Origin of the sequence: Amycolatopsis sp. CB00013, from assembly GCF_001905755.1 — a bacterium.
Classification (GTDB): Bacteria; Actinomycetota; Actinomycetes; order Mycobacteriales; family Pseudonocardiaceae; genus Amycolatopsis; species Amycolatopsis japonica.
In genome coordinates this window covers 633,575-656,803 of sequence record NZ_LIWC01000004.1, presented here as the reverse complement: position 1 = coordinate 656,803, position 23,229 = coordinate 633,575, and the positions used below count along the sequence as shown (strand labels likewise).

Annotated in this window: 18 protein-coding genes; 7 read left to right on the top strand and 11 right to left on the bottom strand. The window is 69.8% G+C overall.

The window, feature by feature from the left end:
• The first annotated feature begins 133 nt into the window (after positions 1-133).
• Positions 134-1,219 carry a neutral zinc metallopeptidase gene (locus AMK34_RS29865; RefSeq protein WP_228694704.1) on the top strand — a complete coding sequence of 362 codons (1,086 nt, stop codon included), beginning with the start codon at positions 134-136 and terminating at the stop codon, positions 1,217-1,219.
• A 609-nt stretch (positions 1,220-1,828) separates the two neighbouring features.
• Here the strand turns inward: AMK34_RS29865 and AMK34_RS29860 are convergent.
• Both AMK34_RS29860 and AMK34_RS29855 read right to left on the bottom strand, forming a co-directional pair.
• The gene (locus AMK34_RS29860; RefSeq protein WP_143202652.1) at positions 1,829-2,233 is read right to left on the bottom strand and encodes a hypothetical protein; all 405 of its coding nucleotides are present in this window, start codon (positions 2,231-2,233) and stop codon (positions 1,829-1,831) included.
• Between the two features lie 126 nt (positions 2,234-2,359).
• Complete coding sequence (locus AMK34_RS29855; protein ID WP_037332041.1) at positions 2,360-3,436, bottom strand: potassium channel family protein; 1,077 nt, start codon at positions 3,434-3,436, stop codon at positions 2,360-2,362.
• Positions 3,437-3,524: 88 nt separating this feature from the next.
• On the opposite strand from AMK34_RS29855, the gene AMK34_RS29850 reads away from it, so the two are divergent.
• Complete coding sequence (locus AMK34_RS29850; RefSeq protein ID WP_038518959.1) at positions 3,525-3,911, top strand: DoxX family protein; 387 nt, start codon at positions 3,525-3,527, stop codon at positions 3,909-3,911.
• On the opposite strand, the gene AMK34_RS29845 is transcribed toward AMK34_RS29850, so the two are convergent.
• Positions 3,908-7,165, bottom strand: a complete 3,258-nt coding sequence (locus AMK34_RS29845; protein ID WP_073847549.1) for an ATP-dependent helicase — start codon at positions 7,163-7,165, stop codon at positions 3,908-3,910. The genes AMK34_RS29850 and AMK34_RS29845 overlap by 4 nt on opposite strands.
• On the bottom strand, positions 7,162-10,377 hold the full coding sequence (locus tag AMK34_RS29840; protein WP_198941768.1) for an ATP-dependent helicase: 3,216 nt from the start codon (positions 10,375-10,377) through the stop codon (positions 7,162-7,164). Before AMK34_RS29840 ends, AMK34_RS29845 begins: the two co-directional genes overlap by 4 nt.
• Before the next feature lie 54 nt (positions 10,378-10,431).
• Between AMK34_RS29840 and AMK34_RS29835 the strand changes: the two genes are divergently transcribed.
• Positions 10,432-10,755, top strand: coding sequence for an MGMT family protein (locus AMK34_RS29835; RefSeq protein WP_073847548.1), 324 nt, complete (start codon positions 10,432-10,434; stop codon positions 10,753-10,755).
• Positions 10,756-10,769: 14 nt separating this feature from the next.
• On the top strand, positions 10,770-11,600 hold the full coding sequence (locus AMK34_RS29830; RefSeq protein ID WP_073847547.1) for a siderophore-interacting protein: 831 nt from the start codon (positions 10,770-10,772) through the stop codon (positions 11,598-11,600).
• 266 nt (positions 11,601-11,866) lie between these two features.
• Here AMK34_RS29830 and AMK34_RS29825 read toward each other — a convergent pair whose 3' ends face one another.
• Genes AMK34_RS29825 through AMK34_RS29815 form a run of 3 tightly spaced genes read right to left on the bottom strand, consistent with a single transcriptional unit; the run spans position 11,867 to position 14,981 of the window.
• Entirely contained in the window at positions 11,867-13,156 is a 1,290-nt protein-coding gene (locus AMK34_RS29825; protein WP_038518965.1) for a sensor histidine kinase, read from the bottom strand.
• Positions 13,157-13,210: 54 nt separating this feature from the next.
• Positions 13,211-14,020 (bottom strand): uroporphyrinogen-III synthase, encoded by an 810-nt coding sequence (locus AMK34_RS29820; protein WP_073847546.1) that lies wholly within the window; start codon positions 14,018-14,020, stop codon positions 13,211-13,213.
• Entirely contained in the window at positions 14,013-14,981 is a 969-nt protein-coding gene (locus tag AMK34_RS29815; protein ID WP_073847545.1) for a helix-turn-helix transcriptional regulator, read from the bottom strand. The genes AMK34_RS29820 and AMK34_RS29815 overlap by 8 nt, the downstream gene beginning before the upstream one ends.
• 60 nt (positions 14,982-15,041) lie before the next feature.
• Here AMK34_RS29815 and AMK34_RS29810 point away from each other — a divergent pair, with 60 nt between their 5' ends.
• The 3 genes from AMK34_RS29810 to AMK34_RS29800 all read left to right on the top strand — a co-directional run bounded on the left by AMK34_RS29810 (position 15,042) and on the right by AMK34_RS29800 (position 17,840).
• Positions 15,042-15,437, top strand: a complete 396-nt coding sequence (locus AMK34_RS29810) for a DUF3224 domain-containing protein (RefSeq protein WP_073847544.1) — start codon at positions 15,042-15,044, stop codon at positions 15,435-15,437.
• 9 nt (positions 15,438-15,446) lie between these two features.
• Positions 15,447-16,565 carry a DNA glycosylase AlkZ-like family protein gene (locus AMK34_RS29805; RefSeq protein ID WP_073847543.1) on the top strand — a complete coding sequence of 373 codons (1,119 nt, stop codon included), beginning with the start codon at positions 15,447-15,449 and terminating at the stop codon, positions 16,563-16,565.
• A gap of 93 nt (positions 16,566-16,658) precedes the next feature.
• Positions 16,659-17,840, top strand: a complete 1,182-nt coding sequence (locus tag AMK34_RS29800; protein ID WP_241832891.1) for a Kelch repeat-containing protein — start codon at positions 16,659-16,661, stop codon at positions 17,838-17,840.
• 62 nt (positions 17,841-17,902) lie between these two features.
• On the opposite strand, the gene AMK34_RS29795 is transcribed toward AMK34_RS29800, so the two are convergent.
• From AMK34_RS29795 to AMK34_RS29780, 4 genes are read right to left on the bottom strand one after another with little or no spacing between them, the layout of a single operon-like run.
• Entirely contained in the window at positions 17,903-19,006 is a 1,104-nt protein-coding gene (locus tag AMK34_RS29795) for a uroporphyrinogen-III synthase (protein ID WP_038518978.1), read from the bottom strand.
• The gene (gene nirD / locus AMK34_RS29790; protein ID WP_073847541.1) at positions 19,003-19,350 is read right to left on the bottom strand and encodes a nitrite reductase small subunit NirD; all 348 of its coding nucleotides are present in this window, start codon (positions 19,348-19,350) and stop codon (positions 19,003-19,005) included. The genes AMK34_RS29795 and nirD overlap by 4 nt, the downstream gene beginning before the upstream one ends.
• Entirely contained in the window at positions 19,347-21,851 is a 2,505-nt protein-coding gene (gene nirB / locus AMK34_RS29785) for a nitrite reductase large subunit NirB (protein WP_073847540.1), read from the bottom strand. Before nirB ends, nirD begins: the two co-directional genes overlap by 4 nt.
• Complete coding sequence (locus tag AMK34_RS29780) at positions 21,851-23,209, bottom strand: nitrate/nitrite transporter (protein WP_038518984.1); 1,359 nt, start codon at positions 23,207-23,209, stop codon at positions 21,851-21,853. The genes nirB and AMK34_RS29780 overlap by 1 nt, the downstream gene beginning before the upstream one ends.
• Positions 23,210-23,229: the final 20 nt, after the last annotated feature.

The window sequence follows — 23,229 nt, the reverse complement described above, 5'->3', positions numbered from 1 at the left end:
TGATGGGTGACCGCTCGCCTCACGCTGGATACCCTCTGCAGCCGAGCTGTGGGTGGGGACGCCGTTAGCTCGTTATGCTGAACATCGGACCGGGTGCCCCCGGTTCGCCCCTAGAACCACCGGGACCGACTTGATGACGCAACCGCCCCACGGCCAGTGGCCGCCACGCGGCGCCGTCCAGCCACCGCCGGTGCACGGCCAGCCCCCTGCCCAGTGGCAGGGCGCGCCGCACCACTTCCCGCCTCCGCCGCCGCGCCGGTCCGTTGGCGCGATCGTCGCCATCTGCCTCGGCGCGGTCGCCGTGCTGGTCCTCGGCCTGGTCGCGATCGTTTCACTCAATCGTGACGACTCCGATCACGTAGCGAATGCGGGCTACAGCACCCTGCCGAACACGCCTTCGCAGGCTGGGCTGCCGCCGAGCGGGTCTTCGTCGCCCTCGTCGTCGACGAACCCGTTCCCGTCGTCACCGACCAAGGCGCCGTCTTCGTCGAGCGGGCCGCAGAAGATCCTCAAACTCGGTGACCACCCGATCCTCCAGGACCCGAACGCCGGCCTGCGGAACCGGGTCTGCACGCTGCCGCAGTGGCAGAGCAGCCAGCAGGCCGCCGAGGCGTTCTTCACCGCCGCGGGCAAATGCCTCGACAACGCCTGGGGCCCGTTCCTCGACGCCTACGACCTGCCGTTCACCCCGCCCGCCCTGCACTTCCCGACCGGGGCCAGCTTCGAAACCGAATGCGGCACGATCCAGGTGGGCATCGCGACGGCGGCGTACTACTGCGAGAACAACCTCTACGTGCCGTTCCGCGGTCTGCAGACCGACCAGTACGGCAACAACCCCGGCGTCTACCTGGCCCTTTTCGCGCACGAGTACGGACATCACGTGCAGGAGGTCGCCGGGCTGATGGACGCGGCCTGGCAGAAGATCTACGACGCCGGCCAGAACAGCCCAGCCGGCTTGGAGATGTCGCGGCGCAAGGAACTGCAGGCGCAGTGCTTCTCCGGGATGTTCCTCGGCGCGCACGTCGACCAGGGCGGCACGGTCAGCCGGGACATGTACAACAAGGCCTGGAACGACCAGGAGACCCGCGGCGACAACACCTCGCGCAGCCAGGACCACGGGACGAACGCGCACTACGCGTCGTGGTGGCGGGCCGGTGCGAGCAACAACCGGATCGCCGACTGCAACACCTTCTCGGCTCCCTCGAGCGCCGTTTCCTGACTTTTCGCGCGTGAAGGCCCCCTTCCCTCGGCTAGACGCGAGGGTCCCGGCAAAGTCGCCTAAGCGCTGGCCGGTACCGCTCTCGGCGAACGGTGGGGTCGTGAGTGGCGATTGTCGTTAGAACGACCAAAAACACTCACGACCACCCCAGAAAACGCCCAAACCGGGCATGACCGCCTTGGCGGTGTCCCCTGTGAACGGTCGAGCGATGTGGGGATCAGTGACGAACCTCCCTTGGCCGCCGCTTGACCAGTGCTTGTGCGCCTTTGCCGTGCCCTGGCGCAAGACGCAGCGAGAGGGCCTTCACGTACTTGGAGGTGGGGTGCCGCTCGCCGACGGATGCGGTGCCGTGGGCGATTCCGGCTTGCCCGGTGCGGCCGATCGCCCCAGAACGCCGACTGTGTGGATTTTGGGGCGTTGGATGACCAGAAATCCACACAGTCCCCCCATGACCGGTTCGGTCACGACGGGGTGTGTGGAAATAGGGACATTGAACGTCTCTATTTCCACACACCCCTCACCCGCGGTAACGCTCACGCGCTCTCGACCACGTCGAGTAGCCATAGGAGGCAGCGCGTCGGGTCTTAGCGGCCACTCACGAGCCAGGGATCAGGCCGTCACCGGAACCCGAGGCCCTCGCAACACCAGGAAGACGTACATCCCGCCCGCGAAGCAGCTGAACACCAGCAGCGCCAGCCCGAGCGGCCGCCGCGCGTCGCTCGCTCCGGCCGTCGCGTCGGCCGCGTGCACCGACACGGCGTCCCCCGCGGCCCCGTCCGGGACGACGACCTCGATGCGCTCACCCTGGCCGTGTCCGCAGCCGTTGAGCGAACCTTCCATGGGCGCGCCGCCGAATTCGAACTTGACCCTCTCGGTGGCGCCGCCGGTACAGGGTGCGGGCTGAACGACCTCCGCCTGCACGGTCGTCCCCTTGGTCTCGTTCGAGATACCGAACAGTCCCGGCCCGGCGAACCACGCCAGGAAGACCACCAGCAGGCCGACCCCGGCCGCCACGGCCAGGGAGTTCCACCCCGGGGTGAGCCCTCTGGCGGGGTCCGATCGCTTGCGCACGAACGCCATGCTCCCAGAACCTCGCGGCAAAACACAGGAGCCCGCGAGCGTGGTAGCAAAGGTCCCCTGCTACCGCTCGATCGTCTCCGCCGCGGTCACCTTGCGGATGTACAGCAGCTTGTCCCCCGGCTCGATCGCGTCCGCCTGCGGGGCGTCCACCCGGTACAGCACGCCGTCGCGGACGACACCCAGCACGATGTCCGGCAGATGCCGCGGCGACCCGCCCTCTTCGGACGGCTCCACCGGGCGTTCGGCGATCGCGAGACCGGACTCGGGAGTGAGCAGGTCCTCGACCATGTCGACCACCAGCGGCGTCGACGTCGCCATGCCGAGCAGGCGCCCGGCGGTCTCGCTCGACACCACGACCTGGTTCGCGCCCGACTGCTTCAGCAGGTGGACGTTCTCCGCCTCCCGCACCGACGCCACGATGTGCGACTTCGGCGCCAGCTCACGGGCGGTCAGCGTGACCAGCACGGCGGTGTCGTCCCGGTTCGGGGCGACGACGACGGCGCGTGCCCGCTGGACCCCGGCGACGCGCAGCACGTCGGCGCGGGTGGCCGAGCCGTGCACGGTCACCAGCCCGAGTGACGTGGCCGCTTCGAGGGCCTGCTGGTCGGTGTCGACGACGACGATGTGGTCGGGTTCGACGTTCTCGTCCCCGAGCAGCGCGTTGACCGCCGACCGGCCCTTCGTGCCGAATCCGACGACGACCGTGTGGTCACGCACCTTCGTCCTCCACTTTTGGATCTTGAAAGCCTGGCGGGAGCGCTCGGTGAGCACTTCGAGTGTGGTACCGACCAGGACGATGAGGAAGAGCACCCGCAGCGGGGTGATCACCAGGACGTTCACCAGCCGCGCGGACGGCGTCGCGGGCGCGATGTCGCCGTAACCCGTGGTCGACAGCGACACCGTCGCGTAATAGAGGCTGTCGAGGAACGTGAGCCCGTCGCCGTTCGCGTCGCGGTAACCGTCCCGGTCGAGGTAGACGATCAGCACGGTCGCCAGCAGGGCGAGCATCGCGCCGATGATCCGTTTGAGGATCGACCGCAGCGGGCTGACCGTCAGCTCCGGCATCCGGATCACACCGACGAGCTCGTGGTCCGGGCGGTCGCTCAGCCTGACCGGGAAACGCTTGAGAACCCTCATGCACAGGCTCCGGCCTGGTCCGCGTCACTCACGGTCGGGAGGATAGCCGAAGTACCTTCCGTTCAGCTCGGTATGCGAAGCTCAGGGCATGTCTTCGGATTCCCGACCGTCTCAGCGGCCCGCCCATTTCCTCGCCGGCCTGCTCGGCGCGGCCGGTGTCCTGCACTTCGTCCAGCCGAAACCGTTCGACGCCATCATCCCGAAGCAGCTTCCCGGCTCCCCTCGGGCGTGGACCTACGGATCCGGCGTGGCCGAGCTGGGCGTCGCCGCCGCGGTCGCCAATCCGAAGACGCGGCGGCTCGGCGGGCTCGCGGCCGCGCTGCTGTTCGTCGTGGTCCTGCCTGGCAACGTGAAGATGGCCGTCGACGCCGACCGCCGGAAGGCCCCGAAGCACTGGCGGGCGGCCTTCTGGGCCCGAGTCCCGCTGCAGATCCCGTTGGTGACCTGGGCACTCAAGGTCCGCGACCGCGCTTAGATCGTCGGGACGCTTCGCAGGAGCCGGCGTAGTCCTTCGGCGTCCAGCAGATCCGCCGGGCGGACGGTCTTGTCGTGTTTCACGTAGTGGAACGCCGCCCGTACCTTCTCCACGGGGATGTTCTTCAACGCCGCCCAGGCCAGCCGGTACGCCGCCAGCTGCACGGCCAGCGACTCGACCCGGTCGGCTTCCGGAACGGCACCGGTCTTCCAGTCGACGACGGTCCAGCCGCCGTCGGCGTCGGCGAACACCGCGTCCATCCGCCCGCGCACCGTCACGCCCACGACGTCCGCCGAGAACGGCACCTCGACCGCGTGCGGCACCCGGTGCGCCCACTCGCTCTTCTCGAACGCGGTCTGCAGCGCTTCCAGTTCGGTGTCGGGCGCCTCGTCGACGTCCGCCGCCCCCGGCAGGTCGTGGATCTCCAGCAACTGCTCGCCGCCGAACCGCTGCTCCAGCCAGCCGTGGAACGCCGTCCCTCGCCGCGCGTACGTGTTGGGGCGTACGGGAAGTGGCCGCCGAAGCCGTTTGGCCAGCGCGACGGGATCGGCCGACAGCTCGACCAGCTGGCTCACCGACAGATGCGGCGGCAGGACGACCTGCTGCACCCGGTCCCGCGCCCGCGCCCGCTCCTCCAGCAGCACCTTGGTGTCGGAGATCCAGCCGTCCGGATCGTCCTCTTCCTCCTCTTCCGCATGCTCGGCGTCCTCCATCGCCCCGAGCACCATGTCGACGCCGTTCGTGACGCCCTCGCGCCGCGGCCACAGCGGATCGACCGGCCACCGCGACCGGCGGGCGTCGGCGACCAGCGGGTTCTCGCCGTCGGTCTCGGGCTCGTCGGCCCAGTACTCGATGCGGCCGACCGAGTTGCCCCGCATCACCTCGCCGATTTCCAGCAAGAACTCCGACGGCCCCTTCGGCCGCGCGCTGCTCTCGTTCCACCAATGGCCGGAGATCAGCATGGTGTGCTCGGAGCGGGTCAGCGCGACGTAGCAGAGCCGCCGCTCTTCGTCCGCTTCCCGCGCGACGAAGCCTTCTTCGTGCAGTTCCAGCGCTTCCTGGACTTCCTTGCGGTCCGCGCCTTCGGGGATCCGCAGCTCCGGCAGATCCTCCGAGTCCCCGCGCAACGCGGCGGGCAGCGAGGTCGACGTCCGCAGCCACGACGACGAACGCCGCCGCCCGGGGAAGACCTCCTTGACCAGATGCGGAATCGCGACGATGCGCCATTCCAGCCCCTTGGCCGAATGCACCGTCAGCACCTGGACCCGATCCGGGACCACCTCCACTTCACCGGGGGTGAGCCCGTCTTCCGCGTGCGCGGCCGTGTTCAGATAGTCCACAAAGGACAAAAGGGTGGCCGTCGGCGAGGTCTCGGCGAAATCCGTGACGACGTCGGCGAAAGCGTCCAGGTGCGCGCGCCCGGCCGGGCCGGGACGGGCCAGTGACTCGACGTCGAGCAGCATCGTGCGTTCCACGTCGGCAACCAGTTCGGGCAGCGATTGGTCGAGCCGCCGTCGCAACGCCGAGAGCTCGGCGCCGATCTTCCGGATACGCCGGTATCCCTCGGTCGAATAGCGTTCCGGCGTCCCGGGATCGTCGATGGCGTCGGCGAGCCCTGCCTGCTCGACCCGCTCGGTCACCAGCACCGGTTCGTCCACATCGGACTTTCCCGACGGCGGCACCGGCGACGAGAGTTCACCGGCCCGGCGCCACAACGCCGCGAGGTCGGCCGCCGCGATTCGCCAGCGCGCCCCGGTCAGCAGCCGGGCGGCAGCGCTGCCCGCGAGCGGATCGGCGAGCACCCGCAACGTGCTCACCAGATCCGCGACCTCGGGTTCGTCGAGGAGGCCGCCGAGACCGACGACCTCCACCGGAAGCCCACGCGCCCGCAGCTCCGCCGCGATCGGCGCCATGTCGGCACGACGACGCACCAGAACCGCCGCGGTCGGTGGCTTTCCGGTCTCCTCCACGGTTTCGAACCAGCGTTTCGCCACCGCGTCGGCCACCCACTCGCGTTCGGCGCGGATGTCCGGCAGCAGCGCGGCGGCGATGTCGGCGGCCCCCGCGCCCTCCAGCGCGCGCAGCCGCGCGACACCGAGGCCGCGTTCCCGCAGCGGCTCCGAGATCGCGTTCGCGAGTTCGAGCACCTCGGGCGGATTGCGGAAACTGGTCAGCAGCCCGAAATCCAGGGCCGGAACGAGCCGCTCGCCGTTGTCACGCGGGAAGTCCGTGGTGAACCGGGGCAGGTTCGCCGCGCTCGCGCCGCGCCAGCCGTAGATGGCCTGCGCCGGATCGCCGACCGCGGTCACCGGCATCGGCGGATGTTCGACCCCGCCGAACAGCGAACGCAGCAGGATCCGCTGGGCGTGCCCGGTGTCCTGGTACTCGTCGAGCAGGACGGCGCCGTAGCGTTCGCGCTCCCCCGCGACCACCGCCGGATAGCTGCTGGCGAGCTGCGCGGCCAGCGACATCTGGTCGGCGAAGTCGAGCGCGCCTTCCGCTCGTTTCCGCGTGTGATACGCCTCGACCAGCGGCAGGAGCGCGAGGCGGAACCGTTGCGCCGTCATGACTTCGGCCAGCTTCTGCGGCAGCGAAGCGCGCTGCCCTTTCGCCCTCGGCGCGTTCTCGATGACCTCGCACAGCCAAGACGTGTACTGCGCCAGCCGTTCGGTCTCGACGAGGTGTTCGCCGAGTTCCCCGGCCAGCGCCAGCAACTGCGCCGTCACCGTCGAGGGCACGCGATCGGTGTCGAGGTCGTTGTCCCAAGTGGACACGACGCGATGCGAGAACTGCCACGAAGACGTCTCCGACAGCAGCCGGACGCCGGGCTGGACGGGCAGCCGCAGGCCGTGTTCGGACAGCAGCCGCCCGGCATACGCGTGATAGGTCAGCACCGTCGGCTCGCCGGCGGTCACCGTCGTGCGCAGGTCGCCGGTCGGGTCGATCTTGTCGAGCAGCCCCGATCCCACGAGCCGCCGCAGCCGGGTGCGGACGCGTTCGCCGAGCTGACGAGCGGCCTTGCGGGTGAAGGTCAGGCCGAGCACGCGTTCCGGCGGCACGACACTGTTGGCCACCAGCCAGACGACGCGCGCGGCCATCGTCTCGGTCTTGCCCGCGCCCGCGCCCGCGACGACCAGCGACGGCTCGATGGGTGCCGCGATGACCTCGGCCTGCTCGTCGGTGGGGCTGTGCAGGCCGAGCGCGCGGGCGATCTCGCCCGGTTCGACCTGGCGGCGCTGGAGTTCGGAGATCAAGGGCCGGTCACCTGCCTGCCCTCGGGGCGCAGCGGACAGCAACCCCTTGCCGGGCAACGATCACAGTCCGGATTCTCGGTGACGCCGTACTCCGGTCCCGCGGCGGATCCGGCCGCCGAGCGCACCAGTTCGAGCCATTGCTTGCCGCCGTCCTCGTCCAGCGGCGCCTGCTCACGCTGAGTGGATCCGGTCTTGTTGTTGGACTTCGCGACGTAGACCAGCCGCGCGCCACCGGGTTTCGAACCGCCCTCGACCGCGCCTAGCAGCACGGCGAGCTGATACGCGGCCAGCTGCGGATGTTGTTCGGCGTCGGCGGCGGAGATCGGGACCTTGCCGGTCTTGATGTCGATGACGACCGGACGGCCGTCCTTGTCCATCTCCACGCGGTCGACGCGGCCGCGCAGGAGCACACGAACGTCGTCATCGCCGACGGGCAGTTCGACCTCGATGTCCTGCTCGACCCCGGCTTCGATCAGCTCCTTGCGGCTGGATTCCAGCCAGGAGATGAAGTTCCGCAGCATCTGCTCGACCCGCGACCGCTCGCGGCGCGAGAACCACGGCGCCCCGGCGTCGACCCGCACCCAGGCGTCGTCGAGGGCGGCGCGGATCTGCTCGTCGCTGCTGCCGCCGGCGACCGCCTGCGCGAGCCCGTGCACCAGCGTTCCGGTGACCGCGGCGAGCTGCGCCGGGTCACTGCCGCCGTGGCGTTCGATCAGCCAGCGCAACGGGCATTTGACCAGAACCTCCACAGTGGACGGTGAGATGCGGATGAGGTCGCCCGGCCCGTGCACGGGTTCGCCGGTGGACGGTTCCAGCAGGCCGTACCAGGTGCCCGGATGCGCGCCCGGCACGCCCGCGGAGGCCAGCTTCGCGAGCTGACGGGCCGCCCGCTGCCGCCGTTCCGAGTCGCTCGTCTCGTCACAGACGACCTCGCGCAGCTCACCGACGAGTTCGGCGAGCACCAGCGAACGTCCCGCCGGTTTCATCCGCGAGTCGAGCCCGCCGTCGTCCGCGCCGTTCTCCTCCAGATCGTCGATGAACCGCGAGGGCTGCTCGTCCTCCCCCGCGACCGCGCTGACCAGCAACGTCTTCCGCGCGCGGCTCGCGGCGAGGTAGAACAGCCGCCGCTCTTCGGCGAGGATCGGCGCGGTGGCGGACACCTTTTCGTCGTCGACCCCGGACATGAGGTCGACCAGCCGCTCGACGCCGAGCACGGATCCGCGCAACCGCAGATCCGGCCAGCTGCCTTCCTGGACACCGGCGATCGAGACGACCGTCCACTCGCGACCCGCGGACGCGTGCGCGGTGAGCAGCGAAACGCCTTCGCTCTTCATGGCCGCGGGAGCCAGCGTGTCACCCGCGATGTTCTGCGAGGACAGGTAATCCGCGAACGAAGCGACACTCGCCTTCGGCAATCTGTCGACATAACGACCGGCCGCGTCGAAGAGCGCGACGATCGCGTCGAGATCCCGATCCGCCTGCGAACCCAGCGATCCGCCGCGATCGACCAACCGCAGCAAACGCTGCTCCAGCCCACTGGCCTGCCACAGATCCCACAACACCTGCTCGACGCCGTCACCGCGCACCACGGCCTGATGCGCCGCGTGCAGCAGACCGCCGATCCGGCGCATCGGGAGCGACTCGGCTTCCGCGAGGCCGGTGAGAACATCGTTGGCGCGTAAGGCTTTGACCAAAAGTTCGTCGCTTGAGCGTTGCCCACCGCCCGCGAGCTCCAGCCTGCGCAAACCGCGCCGCAGCCGCCTCAGGGCGAGCGGATCCGCGCCCCCCAAGGGCGAGGAAAGCAGCATCTCGGCGAGGTCGACGTCGAGCAGTTCCGGATCCGCGGCGAGCCGCAGCATCGCCAGCAGAGGACGAACTGCGGGTTGTTTCGCGAGCGGCAGCTCTTCGGTGGCGGAGCCGATGGGCACCCCGGCCGCGCGCAGAGCACGTTGCAGGACAAGAAAAGTACGGGCAGGCGACCGGACGAGTACCGCCATCTCCGACCACGGCACGCCGTCGACGAGGTGCGCGCGACGCAGCTGATCGGCGATCCAGCTCGCCTCTGAGGCCGGGGTCGGCATCAAGCGCACACGGACGACACCGCCCTCGGCGTCCGGCGCGTCGACGAGTTTGCGCTGCGGCGACGACCCGGGCAGCACGGAACCGAGTTTCGTGACGGCCGTGCGGATGACCGGCGCGAGCCGATGCGCCGTGGTCAGCAAAACCGTGCGCTCGCCGTCCTCGTCCGCGTCGGCGAACAGGCGGGGATCCGCGCCACGGAAGGAGAACACGGACTGATCGGGGTCGCCAGCGACGACGAACTCGTCGGCCGCGTGCCCGATGAGCCGGACGAGCTGGGTCTGCAGCGGGTCGAGATGCTGCGCGTCGTCGACGAACAGGTGCCGGACGCGCCGCTGCTCGCGTTCACGCAGGTCCGGGTCGTCCTCCAAGGCGAGCAGGGCGGAAGTGACGAGCTCCGCCGCGTCCAGCGCGGGCGCGCTCGCCACGCCGAGCGCGTTGCCGCCCGCGCCCTGCAGCAGGGTGACCTCTTCGTACTGGCTCCAGAAGCGCCCGGCCGCGATCCACTCTTCGCGGCCGCGCCGCCTGCCGAGTTCGACCAGATCCTCCGGGCCGAGCCCGCGTTCGGCGGCGCGAAGCAGGAGGTCTCGCAGCTCCTCGGCGAAACCGGGCACGCCCAGCGCGGGGCGCAGCTGCTCCGGCCAGTCGAGCGCGCCTTCCTCGATGTCGCCGGCGAGCAGATCGCGGACGACGACGTCCTGCTCCGCCCCGGCCAGCAGTCGGGGCGGCGGGAGTTCGTCGGCCTGCGCCTCCATCCGCAACAGCGCGTACGCGTACGAATGCACCGTGCGCACGAGCGGCTCGCGGATCGTGCGCGGCAGCGGATCCTCTTCGGGATCGGTGGTGAGCCGATGGGTGATGTCGGCGCGCAGGGCCTCGGCCGCCTTGCGGGACGTGGTCAGGATGAGCACGCTCTCCGGATTCGCGCCCTCCGCGATACGCCGCGACGCCGCCGACGCCAGCAAGGCCGTCTTACCGGTGCCGGGGCCGCCGAGGACCCTGCGGAACCCGTCCGGGGCGGCCAGCAGGCGGCGGGCGCCGGAATCCCACTGGAAGGACGGCGTGCCGGTGACCGGCGTGCGGACCAGCCGCGCGTCGGTTCCTGCCGCTGTTCGCCGCCCGTTCACGCCCACGATGGAACCACGCCCCGCCGACACAACCTCGCAGCGGCACGGCAAAGTGGTCCCATGGATGACGAACTGCACGAGCGGGTGCGCGAGGTCATCGCGAGCGTGCCCGCCGGCTCGGTCGCGACTTATGGGGATATAGCGTCGGTTTCGGGAGCGCCGTCACCGCGGCTGGTCGGCCGGATCCTCGGCGAGGACGGCCAGGACCTGCCTTGGCACCGCATTCTGCGGGCCGACGGGACGCCGGCTCCGCATTTGGTCGACGAACAGCTGCAACGACTGCGCGCGGAAGGCGTCATACCCGACGGACAGCGCGTCGACCTGCGGAAATACCGCTGGCAACGTGATCCCGACGACGACGCTGGTCCCGGCGCGCTCTTTTAGGTTAGCCTCCCCTAATGAGCTACATCGAGGCGAAGGTGACCGGCGTCAGGCGGCTCACCCCGCATATGAGCAGGGTGACCTTCTCGGGGGCGTCGCTGGTGGACCAGGCGCCCGACCAGTACCTGAAGGTGTTCTTCCCGCAGCCCGGCCAGGCGGAACCCGTGCTGCCCGCGCCGCTGAGCGGCGACGAAGTGCTGTCCTGGTACCGGACCTACCTCGCGATGCCCGACGACGTCCGCCCGCCGATGCGCACGTACACCGTGCGCGCGCTGCGGCCGTCCGTGCAGGAGGTCGACATCGACTTCGTACTGCACGGCGACGAAGGCCCCGCCTCCGCGTGGGCTTCGCGCGCTTCGGAGGGCGACAGGGTCGCTTTCCTCGGGCCGCACGGGCTCTACGACGTGCCTTCGGAGACGAACTGGCAGCTGCTGATCGGCGACGAGACCGCGATCCCGGCGATCGGCGCGATCGTCGAGGCGCTGCCGGCTGGGACGCGAGCGCTGGTCTACATCGAGATCAGTGATCGCGAAGACCGGCAGGTCTTCGAAACGCAGGGAACCGTGGAGCTGCACTGGGTGGTGCGCGGTTCCGGCGACGTCGGCTCGGCGGTTCTGGAGGCCGTGCGGAAGGCGGAACTGCCGGGCGGGACGGCCTACGCGTGGATTTCCGGCGAGGCGAACATGGTGAAGCTGGTGCGGCGGCACCTCGTGCGGGAGCGCGGGATCGACAAGCGGGCGATCTGCTTCACGGGGTACTGGCGGCAGGGGGTCAGCGAAGAGGCCGCTGGGCGTGAGGCGATGCGGCAGGCGGAGGCTGGGGAGGCTCCGGCGGCCGAGGAGGACTGAGGGGCTTCTCGCGTTGTGTCATGAAAGGGCCGTTCAGGACGTTTTTCGTCCTGAACGGCCCTTTCATGACATGCGGCATGCCGGTGGCATGCCCTGAAGGCCACCTTTGGGACGTTGGACGTCCTGAAGGGCCCCTTTGAGACATCAGCACCGGCCCTAGTAGGCCCTGACCTGCGGAAAGAGAGCAAGGGACCTTTGCTACCACTTACGTAGCCATGCTAAGCAAGCGAGAGCAAAGGTCCCTTGCTCCCGGAGCCCGTCGGCGCTCAGTGCGGCACCCAAAGCGTCACCCGGGTTCCCCGCCCCGGATGCGAATCGATCGTCCCCCGCCCGCCGACCTCCGCCAGCCGCGCCATGATCGACTGGCTGATCCCGAAGCCCGGCGGCCGGTCCAGCATGCTGAAGCCGGTCCCCTGATCCCGCGCGATGACCGCGACGCCGCCTTCGCACTCCTCGACGCGAAGCACGACCTGTTTCGTCCCAGCGTGCTTCACAGTGTTTCGAAGCGCTTCGCGGACGGCGTCCCGGATGGCGGTCCGGCGCGCGTGCGAGAGGCGGTAGTCCTCTTCGGTCTCGGCGGCGACGAGCTGGGTGCGGAGGCCGTCGCGCGCCATTTCGGTGGCGACCTCGGCGAGATCCGCCGCGAGGCCCCGGGCCGAGGGCGCGTCGGGGCCGGTCAGTTCACGCCGGAGTTCGGCAGCCTGCGCCCGCGCCGTCGCGCGCATCTCCGCGAGCCGTTCCGAAGCGGCGGAATCGTCGTCCGGCGCTTCGAGCCCCATCGCTTCCAACGTCTGCAGCACGGAATCGTGCATCACCCGCTGGGTCCGCAGACGTTCGGCGCGCTGCCCCCGCCGCATCCCGATACCCAGCGCGAACCGGGTCCCGACGCCGAGCAGGATCAGGATCCCGGCCGTGGTCACCATCGCCACGACGAGCGCGACCATGCATCCCACCGACCGGCTCAGCGCGAGCGGATGATCGAGCGGGAGCCCACCGACCCACGTCAGGAAGGCCCGGAACGGCACGGCCGCGATCAGCAGCAGACAAGCCGCGGGCAGCCCGAACGACAGCGTCCACAACGCCACCGTCCCGACCATCCACGTCCACGCGACGTCGATGGCGAACGGCTGGATCTCAGTGGGCGCCGCGGCGGCCACGATCGTCGTGAGCACCACGCCCACGGCGAGATCCGCGTACATCAGCCGTCCGGACGTCTTCGCCCGGATCCCGCGGCCGCGCACCACCCACCAGACCGCGAAGACGTTGAGCAGCATCCCGAGGATCGTCGTGCTCAGCACCGGCACGATGCCCGCCGAGCCGTTCGCGACCAGGAAACCGATGTACACCTTCGGAAACGCGGCCACGCGGTAGAAGATCGGGCCCAGCGCCGAGTACCGGATCGCGCGCATCAGCAGCGTGTCCGCGGAGTCCTCGCGATAGCGCCAGTCCGGCACCGAATCCGGGTCGGGTGCTTCGTCGGCCGGGCTGGCGCCCAGTACCGAAGAGCCCTTTCGCAACATCGCGCGCACGAAGGTGACCGATTGAGACTCGGACATCCGCCGCCCTCCCCGCGTCCGATGTGTCGAGCCTGGCAAAGCGGACTTCCCGCGTCAAGACGGCCGAATGCGCAGTTCCGCGACGAGAAGTTTGACCAACGCGCCGAGCCGCTGACGTTCGGGCTGGACGGTCGGCACCCCGGCGGCTTCCAACGGCGCCGCGGTCACCGGGCCGACGCACGCGCACAGCACCGGACCTCGCAGTGCGGCAAGAAGTTCCTCTCGGCGCGGGCCCGCCAGCGTGAGCAGGTTCGCCGCCGCGGGAGCGGAAGTGAAGGCCAAAGCGTGCACCCGTCCGGCGATCACGCTTTCGACGAGTTCGTGCACAGGTGCGACGTCCACGGGCGAAAGCCAGCGGTACGGCTGTGCCTGGACGACGTCCGCGCCCGCGTCCCGCAGCGACGCGGTGAGCTCGGGCAGCAGGGTGCCGTGCAACTGGACCGCGACCCGTTCGCCATGAACCCCGGCGTCCCGCAATCCTTCGAACAGTTCGGCGTTGCTCTCCTCGGGCGCGGAAAACTCCTCCCGGAGGCCGAAACCACGCACGGCGCCCACCGCCTTCGGCCCGCGCGCGAAGATCCGCGACGCCGCCAGCCGCTCCAGCAACGGTTCGCGCAGCCCCCAGCCTTCGGCCGCCGAAAGCCAGCCACGGAATCCGGCGCCAGTGGTGACGGCGGTGAACCCGACCGGGCCGGCCAGCACGGCGTCCGTCGCCGCCCGCAGTTCGGTGTCGTCGGGCAACGGGACGATCCGGATGGTGGGCGCGTGCAGCACCGTCGCGCCCTGCCGGGTCAGCGCGCCGATGAAGTCGTCGGCCCGCCGCTCCGCGGTGATCCCGATCGTGATGCCGTCCAGGTCAGCCATAAACCGCGCCCATCTTCTTGATCTCCTCCGCCAGCCGCTCGCGCAGCTCCGGCGGTTCGAGCACTTCGAGGTTCCCGCCGAACCGCAGTAGCTCGCCGACGGCCGATTCTCCCGGTTCCACGGGCAGTTCCATCGTCAGCCAGCCGTTTTCGTCGGGCTCCGCGGGTGTTTCCCGCAACGCCCGGGCCCCGACGGCCCCGAGATAGAACGGCAGCAGTATGCGGGCGAATTCGTTCAACCGCACCACCGCCGTCCGCGAGTACATCCGCTTTTCGAACTGCTCCGACCATTCGTGCCAGTAGCGCGCGAGGTCGAAGTCCGACGGCCGCTCGAAGGTCTCGCCGAGATCTTCGAGTTCTTCGATGCGGGAGATGCGGTACGTCCGGTCGGTGCCGTCGCACCGCGCCGCGAGATACCAGTTCCCCGCCTTGAGGATCAGACCCAGCGGATCGAGCACGCGGTCGACCTTCCGCTGCCCCCAGCGTTCGTACCGGACCTTGACGCGCCGCCCGTGCCAGACCGCGTCGGCCAGTTCGGACAGTCGCGGCAGGCTTTCGATCCCGCGATGCCAGCCGGGGACGTCGAGGTAGAACCGTTCGGAGATCTTGCTCGCCCCGGCACGCAGCTCCGACGGCATGGCCGCGTGCAGTTTGAGCTGAGCGGCGGCGAGGACCGTGCCGAGCCCGAGTTCGGTGGCCGCGCCGGGCAGGCCCGCCAGCGAAAGCGATTGCGCCTCCTCCTCGGTCAGCCCGGTCAGCCGCGTGCGATAGCCGTCGACCAGCTGATAGCCGCCGGTGCGCCCGCGATCGGCGTACACCGGCACGCCGGCCGCGGACAGCGCCTCGACGTCGCGGTAGACCGTCCGGACCGACACCTCCAGCTCGGTCGCCAGCTCCTCGGCCGTCATCCGGCCGCGGTTCTGCAGCAGGAGGAGGACCGACAGGAGTCTGCTCGCGCGCATGAATCCAGTATCCCCTAAAACCTGACACATCCTGACAGGTATGGCTGACAGGGTGAACCCATGAACACGTTCGCCATGAAGAACTGGGAAGAATCCGTCGTCAGCGGCACGGAGGGCGCGCCGCGAGTCGCCTACGCGCACGCCACGCTCGCCTACAGCGGGCTGATCGAAGGTGAGTCCGTCCTCGACTACCTGCTGTACTACGCGGGTGAGGGCTACGACGGCGGCGACACGACCTCTCCCGGCCTCGAACGGATCGAGGGCAGCGTGGACGGACGCAAGGGAAGCTTCGTGATCAAGCACGACACCGGGTTCGACACGCAGGGGATCAAGTCGGCGTTCACGGTGGTCGAGGGCTCCGGAACGGGTGAACTCGCCGGGATCACCGGCAGCGGCACCACGACGGGCGCCCTCGGCGAGCCGACGATGTCGTACACGCTCGACTACTCGCTTTAAGGAGGACAGGTGCTCGAGGTCGATCGCGAGCAGGTGCTGGCGTACCGGATCGCCGCGCACGGCCTGCACCGTGAGGAGACGGATCCGGCCGCGGCGGCCGTGTTCGACCTCGGGCTGCAGGATTCCGTGCGGGACACCGCCCTGCTGGGCCTCGCCGCCCGGATCGACGGCGACATCACGCCCGGCGTCTGGGACGACGACCGTTTCGTGCTCGCGTGGACGCATCGCGGCGCGCCGCATTTCCACCGCCGTGCGGAGCTGGACGCGATCCGGGCCGCTCTCGTGCCTCTCGACGAGAAGGACGCGATGGCCCGGATCCTCTGGCAGCGCAAGCAGGTCGACGACGCGGGCATGTCCGCGACGGACGCGTTGTTCACCGCGGCGAAGGCGATCCGCGAGGTCGTCACCGGCGTCCAGACCAAGGGCACAGTGAGCGGCGCGGTCACGAAACTGATCCCCGACGGCCTGTCGTACGCCTGCCGCGGCTGCGGGGTCGTGCACATCTACGAGCAGTTGATGCGGGTCGCGTCGCTCCACGCCGGGGTCCGGCTGGAGGCGGGCGCGACCCCGGCGACGTTGGCACCGCTGGAAAGACGCGGACGGCTCAAGACGTCGCCGGACGCCAAGGCGGCCACCCGCGTGGTCGAGGGTTACCTGCGGATCAACGGTCCCGCCGCTCCCGGCGACGCCGCCGCCTATGTCGGGACGACCCGCACCGGGGTCGACGCGATGTGGCCGGACGGCCTGGCCGAGGTCCGCGTCGACGGCAAGAAGGCCTTCCTGCCGGAAGACCGGGTGGCGCTGCTGGAGAATCCGCCGGAGCCGGACGTGGTGCGCCTGCTGCCGCCGCTCGACCCGTTCGTCCAGGCACGCGACCGAGCCGTGCTGGTGCCGGACAAGGCCCGGCAGAAGGAGGTCTGGAAGATCCTCGGCAGCCCCGGCGCGCTGCTGGCCGACGGCGAGATCGCCGGCGTGTGGCGGGCCAAGGCGAGCGGGAAGAAGCGGCTCGACTTCACCGTCACCCCGTTCGACGCGCTCCGCCCGGCCGTCCGGAAAGCGGCCGAAGCGGAGGCGGCCCGTGTCGCCGCCGCCCGGGAGTTCCCCGGCTTCCGCGTCACCTGGGCCTGAAGGCGGTCCGATCGGTCCCGTTCCGGGTGCCCAAGAGGTAGGCCATCGCGCAACCGCTTGCCGCCGGAGAACCCGGCGGCGACCGTCGAAGACATGAGCACACAGACGGAATCCCGGACGATGGCGAGCGGCTGGGCGGCCACCGGCGACCTGCCATGGGCGCGCCAATGGGACGGCATGAACGAAGGCCCGGTCCTGCTGCCGGACGGGCGTGTCCTCGCCGCGGGCGGCGGCAACAACCGCGGTGCGGTGACGTACGCCGACGCCGCGCTCTACGACCCGGGCAGTGGCCAATGGACGGTCACCGGATCGCTGGCGACCAGCCGTCGCCTGCACTCGCTGACCGTCCTGCCGGACGGCAAGGTGCTGGCGGCGGGCGGTTTTCACGGCCATCCGTCCACTTCGCCCAACATCCTCACCTCCGCGGAGGTCTTCGACCCGGCGACCGGGACCTGGAGCCCGACCGGCTCGATGCACACCGCCCGCTGCAACCATCACGCGATCGCGCTGGCGGACGGCCGGGTGCTCGTGATGGGCGGCGGGAGCGAACGGCCGCCGATCGATTCCCTCGTGATCGCGGCGGCGGAGATCTACGACCCGGCGACGGGAACCTGGACCGAGACCGCGCCGATGATCCACGCCAGGGCGGCGTTCCCCGCGGTACTGCTGCCGGACGGCAAGGTGCTCGTCGCGTCGGGTCTCGTCGAAACCGGCGGCGATCTCGTCGGCCTGACCTTCTGCGAGATCTACGACCCGGTCGACGGCACCTGGAGCCCCACCACGCCGATCGGTACCCCGGTCCCGCTCGAAACCGGGCGGCCGCGTGTCGGCGCGCAGATGGTCGCGCTCGCCGACGGGACCGTGCTGCTCACCGGCGGCCACACCGGCGGGCCGCAGAACTGGAACTACGCGCCGTTCAGCCTCGGCGAATCCGAACGCTACGAACCGGCCACCGGCAAATGGACCGACGCGGCGCCGATGGGGATCCCGCGCGACGAATTCCGCCTGATCCGCTTGGACTCCGGAAAGGTGCTGGCCATCGGAGGCCTCGAATACGGCGGGTACGACGCCGGGTATCAGAACTCCGAGATCTTCGATCCCGCGACCGGGCAATGGGGGCCGCTGATCGGGCTCACCATCGGCAGGGCGAAGTTCGGCGCGGTCAAGCTCGCCGACGGCCGCGTCCTCATCGCGGGCGGCGCCGCCGTGCTGGCCAACGCCGGCCCGGACGGCAACCACGTCCTCATCACCAAGACCGACCTCTTCACCCCGTGACCCACCCCCCGCATTTCGTCCTCTGAATGCGGTATCCGCATTCAGAGGACGAAACGCGGGCGTCAGGGGTCGACGGCCAGGCGGTAGCCGCGTTTCACCACCGTCTGGACCAGTTTCGGCGTGCCCAAGGAGTTCCGCAGGCGGCCGATGGCGGTCTCGACGGCGTGTTCCTCGCCGCCGTCGGGGAGCGCGGAGACCAGCTCCCGCCGGGAGAACACCCTCCCCGGCGATTCCGCCAGCGCCCGCAGGATGGCCATCGGCGCGGGCGCGATGTCGCACCACTGCCCGTCGACCAACGCCGCCTGGCCTCGCAGTTCGATACTCCGCCCGCCCGCGGTCAGTCGCGGCGAACGGGCTTCGAGCGCGTCGGACACCGTCCGCGCCAGCGCCCCGATCCGCGACCGTGTCGGCTGCACCGTCGGGATCCCGAGCGCGGCCAGCGGTGCCGCGGTGATCGGCCCGACGCAAGCCGCCACGACCCGCTTCTCCAGTGCTCCCACGACTCCCGGCAACCGCCCGGTCCGCTTCGCCACCGCCAGCAGGGACGCCGCCGCGGGCGCGCTGGTGAACGGCAACGCGTCCACCGAACCGTCGAGGACACCGTCCAGCAGCCGGTCCAGCGGCCCGGGATCGGACGGCCCGACCCACCGGTACACCGGCACTTCGATCACTTCGGCGCCCGCGGAACGCAGACTGTCCACAAAGTACGGAAGCGGCTCGCCGTGCAGCTGCACCGCGATCCGCTGACCGTCCACACCGGAATCGAGCAGATGTCTCAGCACCTCGGCGTTGCTCTCCGACGCGGGCGAGTAGTCCTCCGAAAGCCCGGCCGCGCGGATCGCCCCCTTGGCCTTCGGGCCGCGCGCGAGCAGCGAAGACTTCCCCAGTCTGTCCAGCAGCTCCTCCCCCAGGCCCCAGCCTTCGGCCGCCTCGACCCAGCCGCGGAAGCCGATCCCGGTCGTCGCGACGACGACGTCGACCCGGTCTTCCAGCAGGCGCATGGTGGCCGACCGCAGTTCGGTGTCGTCGGCGAGCGGCACGATCCGGATCGCCGGGCCGTAGCGCACGGTCGCACCTTTACGCACGAACAGCGCGCCGAGCTCGTCAGCCCGTCGCGCCGCCGTGATCCCGATGACGAATCCCGCCAGGGGAAGAACGTCCGTCACGGCGAGAATTCCACCTCCACCACACCCCCGGCGACCCGGACCCGATACGCGGCGACCGAGACCTCTTCGGCGTCGATACAGGCGCCGGTCCGCAGATCGAAGCGTTCCTTGTACACCGGCGAAGCCACCACGGGAACGCCGCCCGCGTCACCGACGATGCCTCGCGAAAGCACCGCCGCTCCGCTGATCGGGTCCACATTGGACAGTGCGTACCACCGGTCGCCGGGGAGCCGGAAGATGGCCACCTGCGTCCCGCCGTCGAGCAGGGCGGCGACACCGGACCATTCGGGGACGGCGCCCGCCGCGCAAACGGCGGTCCAGGTGCGCTCGATCGACGTCGTCACTGTTTCACCTCCGGGATGCCCAGCAGTACTGGCACTTTCTGGTCGCGTTCGGTACGGAACGAGATCGTCGGATCCGGTGTGCCCGGCGCGTTGACGAACGAGCTGAACTTCGCCAGCTTCTCCGGATCCTCCAGCACGCCGCGCCATTCGTCGGCGTAGTCGCCGACGTGTTTGGCCATCGCCGCGTCGAGGTCCTCACAGATGCCGAGCTTGTCGTCGACGATCACCGCGCGCAGGTGGTCGAGCCCGCCTTCCATCTCCTCGACCCACGGCGCGGTGCGCTGCAGGCGGTCGGCCGTGCGGACGTAGAACATCAGGAACCGGTCGATCGTGCGGATCAGCGTCTCGGTGTCCACTTCGGACACGAGCAGATCCGCGTGCCGCGGGGTCGCGCCGCCGTTGCCGCCGACGTAAAGGTTCCAGCCCTTGTCGGTGGCGATGACGCCGAAGTCCTTGCTCCGCGCCTCCGCGCATTCCCGCGCACAGCCCGAAACGGCCGACTTCAGCTTGTGCGGCGAGCGCAGGCCGCGATACCGCAACTCCAGCTCGATCGCGAGCCCGACGCTGTCCTGCACGCCGTAGCGGCACCACGTCGAACCGACACAGGACTTGACCGTGCGCAACGACTTCCCGTACGCGTGCCCCGACTCGAACCCGGCGTCGACGAGCCGCCGCCAGATCAGCGGCAGCTGGTCGACGGTGGCGCCGAACAGGTCGATCCGCTGCCCGCCGGTGATCTTGGTGTACAGCCCGAAATCCATCGCCACCTGCGCGATCACCATGAGCTTCTCCGGCGTGACCTCGCCGCCGGGGATGCGCGGGACCACCGAATACGTCCCGTTGCGCTGCAGGTTCGCGAGGAACTTGTCGTTGGTGTCCTGCAGGGTCGCCTGCTCGCCGGCGAGGATGTGCCCGTTGCCCAGCGTGGCCAGGATGGACGCGATCGCCGGTTTGCAGATCGCGCAACCGGTCCCGGTGCCGTAGCGGTCGATCATCTCGCTGAACGTGGTGATCCGGGTGGCCTGCAGGATCTGGAACAGCTCCGCGCGCGACTGCGTGAAGTGCTCGCACAGCGCCTTCGACTGCTCGACACCGCACGCCGTCAGCAGCTTGCCCAGCAACGGGACGCACGAGCCGCACGCCGTTCCGGCCCGCGTGCAGCCCTTGATCTTGGCGACCGAATCGCAGCCCTCTTCGGTGATCGCGTGCGTGATCGCGCCCTTGGAAACCGCGTTACACGAACAGATCTGCGCGGCGTCCGGCAGCGCGTCGACGCCGACCGCCGCTCCACCACCGGCCGGGGCGAGGATCGCACCCGGTTCGGCGGGCAGCGGCCTGCCGACCATCGCGCGCAAGGTGTTGAACTCGCTCGCGTCGCCGACCAGGACACCGCCGAGCAACGTCTTCGAGTCGTCCGAGACGACGAGCTTCTTGTACGTCCCCGCGACGGCGTCGTTGAACGCGACCTCCAGCGCGCCCTCGGTCGCCGCATGCGCGTCGCCGAAGCTGGCGACGTCGACGCCCATGAGCTTGAGCTTCGTCGACATGTCCGGCTCGGGGAACGTGCCCTCGCCGCCGGTCAGCCGCGCCGCGACGATCTCCGCCATCGCGTAACCGGGCGCCACGATGCCGTACACCTTGCCGTCGACGGCCGCGCATTCGCCGATCGCGTACACCGCGGGATCGGCCGTCCGGCAGGTGTCGTCGACCAGGATCCCGCCGCGCGCACCGACTTCCAGCCCGGACGAACGCGCCAGGTCGTCGCGCGGACGGATACCGGCGGAGAACACGACCAGGTCGACGTCGAGCTCGGTGCCGTTGCCGAGCCGCGCGATGTAGCGTTCGCCATCCGGCTCGATGGCGTCGGTCGAAGTTCCCGTGTGGACGGTCACGTCGAGGTCGGTGATCAGCCGCCGGAGCAGGCCGCCGCCGCCCTCGTCGACCTGCAGCGGCATCAGGCGCGGCGCCATCTCGACGACGTGCGGCGAGAGACCCATGTCCCGCAACGCCTTCGCGGCTTCCAGCCCCAGGAGCCCGCCACCGATGACGACCGCCGAACGACGTCCACGGCCGGGCCGCTGAGCCGCTTCCCGGATGGCGTCGAGGTCCTCGATCGTCCGGTAGACGAAACAGCCGGGGAGATCGTGTCCCGGCACCGGCGGGACGAACGGCCGCGAACCAGTCGCGAGGACGAGCGTGTCGTATGGCTGCTCGTGACCCGCTTCGGTGACGACGATCTTGCGCTCGCGATCCACCGAAGCGACGGTATCGCCGAGCCGCAGCTCGACCAACGGATCACCCGCGTAGTCCGCGCCCTCCAAGGCGAGGGAGGCCGGATCCCAGGTGTCCACATAGGACGTCAGGGCGACCCGGTCGTACGCGGGACGCGCCTCCTCGGCGAGCACCACGACCTGCCACTGGCCGTCCTTGTCCTCCGCGCGCACCGCTTCGACGAGCCGGTGCGCGACCATGCCATGTCCGACGACGACGAGTTTCCGCATCAGACCTCCGCTCCGGCGAGCGCCAGGCCTCGGGTGCTCGCCACCTCCGACTGCTGTTTGCGCAGATACACCGCCCACGTGACGGCGAAGCACAGGCCGTAGAAGACCAGGAAGGCGACGAACGCCGGCACTCCGCTCTTCGTGTCCGCGAACGACTGGCGGAAGGCCAGGTTGATGAACAACCCGCCGAGTGCGCCGATCGCGCCGGCCAGCCCGATCAACGCGCCGGAAAGCTTGCGCGCCTTGAGCATCTCCAGCGTCTCGTCCGCGCCCTCGCTGATCGCGACCTTCGCCTTGGCGCGGAAGATCGCCGGGATCATCTTGTACGTCGAGCCGTTGCCGATTCCGGTGAGCACGAACAGCACGATGAACGCGACGGTGAACAGCGCCAGCGAATTCGACGTCGAGGCCAGGATCAGCACCACGGTCGCCGCGGCCATGCCGACGAACGTCACGAAGGTGATCTTGCCGCCGCCGATCCGGTCGGCCAGCCAGCCGCCCGTCGGCCGCGAGAACGAGCCGAGCAGCGGGCCGAGGAACGTCACCGCGGCCGCCTGCAGTGGCGTGCGGCCGAACTGGTTCTGCAGCACCAGCCCGAAAGCGAAGCTGTAGCCGATGAACGAACCGAACGTGCCGACGTAGAGGAACGACATCACCCAGGTGTGCGGATCCTTGACGACCTCGCGCATCGCCTTGGTGTCGCCCTTCATCGACGCGAGGTTGTCCATGAAGAAGTACGCGCAGGTCGCGGCGACCACGATCAGCGGGATGTAGATGTAGAGCACCACCCGCGGCGCGGTGGCGCCGACGGTGCCGATGACCAGCAGACCGATCAGCTGGATCGCGGCCACACCGAGGTTCCCGCCGCCCGCGTTCAGCCCGAGCGCCCAGCCCTTGTGCTTCTCCGGGTAGAACGCGTTGATGTTGGTCATCGACGACGCGAAGTTCCCGCCGCCGACCCCGCCGAGCGCGGCGATCACCAGGAACGTGCCGAGCGAAGTGCCCGGCTGCATCGCGATCGCCGCCAGGATCGTGGGCGCCAGCAGCAACAGCGCGCTGACGATCGTCCAGTTCCGGCCACCGAACTTCGCCACCGCGAACGTGTAGAGCGGCCGCATCAGTGCGCCGATCAGCGTCGGGGTCGAGACCAGCAGGAACTTGTCGGCGGCGGAGAAGCCGTACTGCGGGCCCATAAACAGGACCATGACCGACCACAGTGTCCAGACGGAGAAACCGATGTGCTCGGCCAGGATGGAGAACCAGAGGTTCCGCCGGGCGATCTTCTTCCCGGTCTCCTCCCAGAATTGCTCGTTCTCGGGATCCCAGTGCTCGATCCAGCGCTTTCCACGAGCTTCCATGAGGTCCTCCTTGGTGGATG

Bases quoted from the DNA above. Each gene is read 5' to 3' on its own strand.
- nirB (WP_073847540.1), bottom strand. From the start codon at position 21,851: ATGCGGAAACTCGTCGTCGTCGGACATGGCATGGTCGCGCACCGGCTC.
- AMK34_RS29800 (WP_241832891.1), top strand. From the start codon at position 16,659: ATGAGCACACAGACGGAATCCCGGACGATGGCGAGCGGCTGGGCGGCC.
- AMK34_RS29835 (WP_073847548.1), top strand. From the start codon at position 10,432: ATGGATGACGAACTGCACGAGCGGGTGCGCGAGGTCATCGCGAGCGTG.
- AMK34_RS29865 (WP_228694704.1), top strand. From the start codon at position 134: ATGACGCAACCGCCCCACGGCCAGTGGCCGCCACGCGGCGCCGTCCAG.
- AMK34_RS29855 (WP_037332041.1), bottom strand. From the start codon at position 3,436: ATGAGGGTTCTCAAGCGTTTCCCGGTCAGGCTGAGCGACCGCCCGGAC.
- AMK34_RS29810 (WP_073847544.1), top strand. From the start codon at position 15,042: ATGAACACGTTCGCCATGAAGAACTGGGAAGAATCCGTCGTCAGCGGC.
- AMK34_RS29820 (WP_073847546.1), bottom strand. From the start codon at position 14,020: ATGGCTGACCTGGACGGCATCACGATCGGGATCACCGCGGAGCGGCGG.
- AMK34_RS29825 (WP_038518965.1), bottom strand. From the start codon at position 13,156: ATGTCCGAGTCTCAATCGGTCACCTTCGTGCGCGCGATGTTGCGAAAG.
- AMK34_RS29815 (WP_073847545.1), bottom strand. From the start codon at position 14,981: ATGCGCGCGAGCAGACTCCTGTCGGTCCTCCTCCTGCTGCAGAACCGC.
- AMK34_RS29830 (WP_073847547.1), top strand. From the start codon at position 10,770: ATGAGCTACATCGAGGCGAAGGTGACCGGCGTCAGGCGGCTCACCCCG.
- AMK34_RS29850 (WP_038518959.1), top strand. From the start codon at position 3,525: ATGTCTTCGGATTCCCGACCGTCTCAGCGGCCCGCCCATTTCCTCGCC.
- AMK34_RS29780 (WP_038518984.1), bottom strand. From the start codon at position 23,209: ATGGAAGCTCGTGGAAAGCGCTGGATCGAGCACTGGGATCCCGAGAAC.